1 protein-coding gene is annotated in these 822 nt (G+C 35.0%); it reads right to left on the bottom strand.

What is annotated here, in order from left to right; genetic code table 11:
- A partial coding sequence (locus A9G30_RS12830; protein ID WP_255305722.1) for an AarF/UbiB family protein occupies positions 1-822 on the bottom strand: 822 nt, incomplete at both ends.

Raw genomic sequence — 822 nt, forward strand, 5'->3', positions numbered from 1 at the left:
GCTTTTTACTAAGCTGTAATTCTTGAGTAATTTGTATTAGTTGGGCACTCATTTGTTTACTGATTCGTTCGTAGTTATTTAATTTTTCGGGTAACTTTGGCAACATAGTTTGCCACGCGGGTAATGATTGCCAAGTTTGTTGTAGTATTTTTTTTGCGCTATATTTATCTTGATACCATTTTTCTAAAAATGGTTTTGCTGTTTTCCATAAATCTAGTTCAGGATAAAGCTGGCGACCCAGCCCTTCAATATAAAATAACGTTTTTTCAAGCAGGGTTAATTGGGGTTGAATATCCATGTCAAATTGGCGAGCAACTTGAAATAATTGTAGTAAAATTTGTGAAAATGAAATTTGGGCAAGGGGTTTTGCAAATGCAGGTTCACAGACGTTACGCATTGCCATTTCAAGTGCTACAACATCAGTTGTTTCTGGCACCCAGCCTGATGTGATATAGAGTTGGGCTATTTTGCGATAATCTCGATTAAAAAAGGCTAAAAAGTTTTCAGCAAGATAACGTTGATCATCCTCAGTCAATATACCAATAATGGCACAATCAATGCCAATATAACGGGGGGTTTGTGGTTCGGTAATATCGACAAAAATATTACCGGGATGCATATCTGCATGGAAAAAGTTATCACGAAATAATTGGGTAAAAAATGCCTGAACACCTCGTTCTGCTAGTAATTTCATATTGACGTTATTTTGCTTAAGCTGCTCAATATTTGAGATAGGTATACCTTTAATTCGTTCTTCAACTAACACATTTTTTCGACAAAGGTCATGATATACATAAGGAATATATAAGATATCACTATTAA

Source organism: Gilliamella sp. Fer4-1 (assembly GCF_001690515.1).
Taxonomy (GTDB): Bacteria; Pseudomonadota; Gammaproteobacteria; order Enterobacterales; family Orbaceae; genus Gilliamella; species Gilliamella apicola_C.